Origin of the sequence: Ruminococcus sp. AF17-12 (assembly GCF_003479245.1) — a bacterium.
In the GTDB taxonomy this organism is placed as follows: Bacteria; Bacillota; Clostridia; order Lachnospirales; family Lachnospiraceae; genus Blautia_A; species Blautia_A fusiformis.
The window spans coordinates 1-6,488 of record NZ_QUGY01000029.1 but is presented as its reverse complement, the minus strand read 5'-3'; the positions used below and the strand labels follow the sequence as shown (position 1 = coordinate 6,488).

The window sequence follows — 6,488 nt, the reverse complement described above, 5'->3', positions numbered from 1 at the left end:
TCGAGTTAGCCAGCTTTGCACAGAACAGGGGCAGCATACAAATCAAAAGGTAGTCCACCATGTTCAGTGTCCCTGCGACCCAGGGTGCATAGGCCAGCAAGATAACCAGCGGGCAAGACAGCCAACTCAAAATACCAAAGACCGCACCAATAGGAAGCACTTTTGATTCGTACACAAAGCTGATCCGGGAAAACTCCCGCATGGCGTTGATAACAGTTTTGTTCTTCATACCGCCTACACCATAAGCTCGGAAAGTCTGAATACCAGAAACATACTCAACAATGCTGCTGACGTTCTCCGCACAAATATCGTTCTTTTCTTTTCCATATTTCCGTACCATGCGGAAAGAAAGCCATAGGCCGGGGATTAAAAGAAGATCGGCTATCAGCAGGATAATTCCTGCCGGAACATAGAGCGTCATAACAAAGACAATCAACATCAATGACAGGGCAAAATTCTTTGCGAAATCTCCGACTTTATGGGTCAGGATTTTTTCGTAGTTGTTTACGTCGCTTGTAATGGTGTTGATATAATCGCCGGTCTGCCCCTGCGTAAAGCGGGACAGTGGGATGCGCTTCAAATGGTCACCCATAAAAAGCCGAATATTCTTACTGACCTCCGCACCGCCAATCTGCGCTTTGGTATAACCGTAGCTGTAAATCAGGATACGGAGAAGAAAAACCACTGCAATAATACCGGTCAGAGCCAGAACGCGGTTCATGTCAAATTGACCCGACCACAAAAACTGCATAACAGAGTAAAGCAGCATAAATAGGCTGCCGGAGAGAAGTCCTTCCAGAACAGTACCGCCAACACCAATATAGAAATTGTGATTCTTTTTTAATACATCGTGCTCATTCATACTGCTCGCCTCCCTCCAACTGATAAGTGATATTCCGGGCTGTTTCGTAGTCATCCCACGCTTTTCGATAGTAGGCGTTGGTCTTCCGAACTTCCTCATGGGTGCCAACATTGGTAATTGTATGGTTTTCCACTACAGCCACCCGGTTGCACATTTTCAAAGCACTCAAACGGTGTGCTACTACAATGACTGTTTTGCCTTTGCATAGATTTTGAATAGCTTTATCAATCTCCATCTGATTTTCCGGGTCAGAGGCACTTGTGGCCTCGTCCAAAATCAAGATAGGTGCATTTTTCAGAATTGCGCGGGCAATCGCGATCCGCTGTTTTTCTCCGCCAGAAAAGCGGGAGCCGAAACTGCCCACTTTTGTGTCATATCCATCCGGCAGGGACATGATAAAGTCATCAATCTGTGCCTCTTTTGCGGCAGCCCGCACTTCTTCCAGAGTAGCGTTACTACCCATACGGATATTTTCCAGCACGCTGTCACGGGTGAGGAAGGTCTTTTGAAATACGATAGCTATATTTTTCAGAATGGTATCGTAGTCAAGCTCCTTGACATTTTTGCCGCCAATCAGCACTTCTCCTTCCTGCACATCGTAGAACCGGGAAATCAGTTCAATCACAGTGCTTTTACCGGCACCAGATCGGCCCACAAGAGCCATGCGCTCACCATCATTGATTTTGAGGTTGACACCATGCAGTACATCGGTTTTGCCGTCATAAGAAAATCGGACATTCTGAAGTTCAATATCATGTTTTTGGGGGAAGTCTGTTCCACCCTCATAAATCGGAATATTCAGTATCTCTTTGGTCTTGGTAATAGCGTTCAGTACATTTGCAAAGTTTGTACCCAATTCCTGTAAAGGCCGAATTTCCGTCAGATACATAGAACCGACATAAACAAACAGCAGAAGCGCACTGGCTGTCAGTGAACCTTTCAGGAAAAACATCCCGCCTATCGGAACCATCAGCAGCATTCCACATTCAATGATAACGACAAACGCTGCATACGGAGGCCCCATACGTCGGGAAGTCTCATTCCACATGGCATTTTCCTCATGGATTGCGCCGGAAAATTTCTGGAAGGACTTGCTCCCCATGTTATAGGCTTTAATCAATTTCATTCCGCCGATATATTCGATCATAACAGAATTTAGTGTGGTAATGGATTGGTTGGCCCGTTCCATCAAATCATCGGTATTGCGGAACATCGCCCCCATTACAACTACAGCCAGAACCAGCGGAACAAGAGAAATCAACGCCAGTGGAACATTAACGGTCATCAAATAAATAAAGATGACCACCGGCCCAACCAGATAGCACACAAGGTCAGGAAGATTATGCGCCAGAAATAGTTCCAGTTTTTCAATATCTTCATTCAGAACCGTTTTAATATCCCCTGTGCACCGTTCATTTAGGGCACCCAAAGGCGCTCTGGCCATGTGTTCCGCCACCATACAGCGCACTTTGAACAGTGCACCATACGCCCCTTTATGGGCAGCCACGCCGGAACATCCGAACAGTACAAAACGCAGGGTGACAGCAGCGGCAATCATTGCCACAGTCTGCACCACAAGTTCTTTTGTGCAGGCATTGTTGAATGTGGCATCCATCAACCTGTAAATCCCAATGTATGGGACAATAATACACAGCCCGCTGCACATGGACAGCAGGATTGCCAGAAACAACCAAAATTTCTGTTCTCCGGCCCAATGGAGCAGCAATGCCATACTGTTTTCTTTTTTCTGCTTCATAGACTACCTCTCCTTTCCATCTGAAACAGAGAAAAGCTCTCTCAATTTCGGGAGGGCCTCCATTATAACTGATACGTCATCGGGAATTTCACCTTCGTCAAAATGCAAGACACGAGAACAGGTACGGCAGACAAACTCAAAATCATGGGTGACAATGAAAATGACTTTTCCCATATCGGATAATCGCCGGATCAGTCCCGCCACCTGCGTCATACTGTCAAAGTCAAGACCGCTGGTCGGTTCATCAAATACAAGCAAGTCTTTCCCACAAATCATGCTGACAGCCACTGCTACTCGTTGCTTTTGACCGCCGGAAAGCGTGTTTGGATGGCGCTTCCGGTATGGGGCAAGGCCCAATTCCTCCAAAGTTGCATTTACCAGTGTTTGATCTGGATTGCGTATACCAAAGGAACACTCTGCCTCCACACTGTCAGCGAAAAGTTCATAATTCACATCCTGCATAACCATGTAGGAGCGTTTTAGCCTTGCCTTACGCTCAATCGGCTTTCTTTCCCACAAGAATTGTCCATCACAGTCTTTGTGAAGCCCACAGAGAGCGCGGGAAAATGTAGTTTTTCCAGCTCCGTTATGTCCAACTACGCCAATCACTTCGCCCCTTCCGGCGGATAGCTCAATGTCATGCAAAATTGTTTGCTTCTTGTAACGGAGCGTCACATTCCGCAGCTCCAATACAGGGGTAGGCGCAGGCAAGTGGGCTTTTTGCGGGAATACCGCCTGTAGATCAACAGCTCGCAGCCCCATGTGTTCACGATCAGGTTCAGATAGCTGCCAAAATTCTTCCGGGGTGTATATTCCTTTGATTTCTCCTTTTTCCAGATAAACAATTCGGTCAGCCAACTCCATCAGGTAGTACAGACGATGTTCCGCTATCAAAACTGTTTTGCCCTGTTTTTTTATCAGCCGCAAATGTTCCTTTAGTTCCTGGATCGAAGTCATATCCAGATTAGAGGATGGTTCATCCAATAGATAAATCTGTGGGTTCATGGCATAAACAGAAGCAAAGGCGATTTTCTGCTTTTCTCCGCCGGACAACTCAAAAATATTTCTGTTTCGCAGCTTTTGAATATGCAAATCTTCAGTTGTCTGCTCTACTCGCTCAGCCAATTTCTCAGGAGGGCGAGCTTCATTTTCAATTCCAAAGGCAATCTCACTGTCTGTATCAACATTGAAAAACTGCGTCCGTGGATTTTGGAAAACGGAGCCAACCTTAGCGGCAATCTGATACATGGGGATATTGCTGATTTCCTGACCATCTACCAGCACACGGCCATGAAGCTCCCCCTGATAAAACTGAGGGATCAGTCCATTCACCAGCCTTGTAATCGTTGTTTTTCCGCACCCGCTGCGGCCACAGAACAGGACGAATTCTCCGTCCGAAATTTTCAAATTGATGTCGCGCAGCCCACCATGTTCCTGCCCCGTATAGGAAAACGATACATTTTCAAACTCAATCAACCGATCACACCTCCTCGCACACATAATTCAAAAATCAGATAAGCTACGGCAACGGCCATGACGCCCCAATCGGAAATTCCGCATTTTATCTGGACAAGACAGGTGCGTGGATTGGGATTTTCAATTCCACGAGTGACAGAAGCAACAGAAAGATCATCCGCCGCTTTTGAAGCTGCCATCAATAAAGGCACATAAATACACTCAACCGTCATGCCCGGATGTGTTAAAAAGCCCGCCAGAGATGGTGAAACATCTCTCATTCGCATAGCGTCTGTGATATAGCGCCAGTCCTCTTGAATAGTTGGAATGTACCGCAGCATAACTGCCATAGGAATTACTAACTTTTTGGGTGCGCGGACACGGTTCATAGCAGACAGGAACTCATTGACTTTTGTAGTAGTCAGAACAATCCCAGCCAAGGTTCCGCACGCATAGACCTTATGAAACAAGCCTAAAAAGGCAATAAACATTGTCCGTAGCGTGCCTGTCATTTCTGCCATGATCCAAACTGTCAGGGCACAGATGGCCGCATAAAAGCATACAGCCTTAATGACATATTTCCACTTTCCAAAGAAAGCCCCCAATATCGCAATCAGCATAACAAGGATAAATTGATATGCAAGTGAGGGCGCAAACATGGACGATAAAACACACATAAGAATAAGAAAGAGCTTGGTCCGTGGGTCGAGCCAAAGCTCTTTCTTGTGGCGTTTACCGCTCATGCTGTAATACCTGCTTTTTCAAACTGCTTTTTCAGCATTTTGCAGCCTACAAAAGCGCTGATTGCAGATGTAATGATAACAGCAGCAAACATGGCAATCAGGATGCCGGTATTTGCAGTTGCCTGCATGGTGTCGATGTAACTCTGTTCAGTTCCGTTCCCCAGCATGGTCTGTGCCCAGCCGTTGGGGTCAACAAAGAACACGATATATGAACCAGTGCCACCGAGAGAGAACAGGATATAAGACAGGCTGTTGAGTTTTTTGCTTTTGTACTGCCCTGCACCAGCAACAAAGTCCGCGACAATCGCCATGATCATGTAACCCAATGCAAAAGCCCAGTGCATACCAGTCACGAACCAAATAATACCCATGATAACGCCCATTATAGAAAGGCTCCAACGCTTATGTACTTTTGCAATCAGCAAAAGATAAATGGGGCCAGCAAGCAGCCCACCTCCTGCTGGCATGAAAAAAGTAAGTACAGGATTCGTTGCAAAAAAGACACCGCCCACCAATACAAAAACAAATAACAGTGCAGTAAAAATACCTGTTGTTACAAGGTCTTTCACTGTCAGACCTTTGTTCATAGAATTTACTTGATTACTCATTTTGACCTCCTACCTTTCATTGTCTTGACTCGACAAGTGGTTTGTGATATTCTTCGGTTAGATACCTCTAATCTTCGTCTAATACAATACGCATTTATCGAACAACATTCAATAGGTTCCGGCAATGTTCGTCTGTTCCTTTCAAAAGTTCGTCTAATCGTTGCAAAAAGGAGGCGGTCTGTTTTCATGTCTGAAATTATTGACCAGTTTTATACACCGCTACTGATTGGACACGGTTTTATCCGTGACCCAAACAACCAGCAATATGGGGCATTAGGTGACTGCTGGAAACTTTCTCCCGAAGTTGGAGAAGGCACCTACTGGACTTATGGACAGAAAGACTTATATGATATTAAAATCCATAACTTTTCCTTCCACGAAGATTTCATGTTGGAATGCTCCATGCCGGAATGTCTGAGTATCACTCGGTATGACTCTATTTCCGGGGAGGAATTATCTCCATACCGTAGACTGTCTGCCGGTTGTATCAAAACATTTATTGGAGGCTACGCTCCATACAAGGCTTTGATACATAAAAATATTCCAATCCGTTCGGTTGGGATTGAGATTGCACCGGCATATTATGAGGACTACCTGAAAAAACTGTACCCGGAGGCACAGATCAATCCTGTGGATGCATTTCGGAAGATCGACCAAACATCCGACTTTCCAGAAATGTCACGGTTACTCACAGAAATCAAAGACTATCGCGGGGAAGGGATTGCAGCAAAACTTTTTTATGAGGGTAAAGTCGCAGAAGCTGTTTCAATAGTGGTGGAATATCAGAAGAAACATCCTGATAAACCAGCCCATAAGCTCTCTCAACAGGATATTGAAAATCTCCAAATAGTTGCCGCTTATCTTAGCGATCACTATGCTTTTGATATTCCTCTGGAACGGCTAACACAGATTGCCTGCATGGGAACAACAAAGCTCAAAAGCTGTTTTAAGAAATACTACGACTGCACCATCACGGAATATATTCAACAGCGGCGCATGAGCCAAGCAGAATATCTGCTGGCATATACAGAGCTGACAGTCGGGCAAGTTGCCCAAACAGTAGG

General features: G+C 45.5%; 6 protein-coding genes. 1 reads left to right on the top strand and 5 read right to left on the bottom strand.

From position 1 onward, the window contains the following. From DWW77_RS17750 to DWW77_RS17730, 5 genes are all read right to left on the bottom strand, one after another. Window positions 1–862, bottom strand: an 862-nt coding sequence (locus DWW77_RS17750; protein ID WP_147419603.1) for an ABC transporter transmembrane domain-containing protein, incomplete at its 3' end; no start/stop codon positions are given. Then, the gene (locus tag DWW77_RS17745; protein WP_118609261.1) at window positions 855–2,618 is read right to left on the bottom strand and encodes an ABC transporter ATP-binding protein; all 1,764 of its coding nucleotides are present in this window, start codon (window positions 2,616–2,618) and stop codon (window positions 855–857) included. The genes DWW77_RS17745 and DWW77_RS17750, both read right to left, overlap by 8 nt. Window positions 2,619–2,621: 3 nt before the next feature. Beyond that, window positions 2,622–4,094, bottom strand: a complete 1,473-nt coding sequence (locus tag DWW77_RS17740; protein WP_118609260.1) for an ABC transporter ATP-binding protein — start codon at window positions 4,092–4,094, stop codon at window positions 2,622–2,624. Then, window positions 4,091–4,816 (bottom strand): energy-coupling factor transporter transmembrane component T, encoded by a 726-nt coding sequence (locus DWW77_RS17735; protein WP_118609259.1) that lies wholly within the window; start codon window positions 4,814–4,816, stop codon window positions 4,091–4,093. The genes DWW77_RS17740 and DWW77_RS17735 overlap by 4 nt, the downstream gene beginning before the upstream one ends. Further along, window positions 4,813–5,424: an MptD family putative ECF transporter S component gene (locus DWW77_RS17730; RefSeq protein WP_009203546.1), complete on the bottom strand. Its 612-nt coding sequence runs from the start codon at window positions 5,422–5,424 to the stop codon at window positions 4,813–4,815. The genes DWW77_RS17735 and DWW77_RS17730 overlap by 4 nt, the downstream gene beginning before the upstream one ends. 186 nt (window positions 5,425–5,610) lie before the next feature. On the opposite strand from DWW77_RS17730, the gene DWW77_RS17725 reads away from it, so the two are divergent. Further along, on the top strand, window positions 5,611–6,488 hold an 878-nt coding region (locus tag DWW77_RS17725; RefSeq protein WP_147419602.1), incomplete at its 3' end, for a helix-turn-helix domain-containing protein.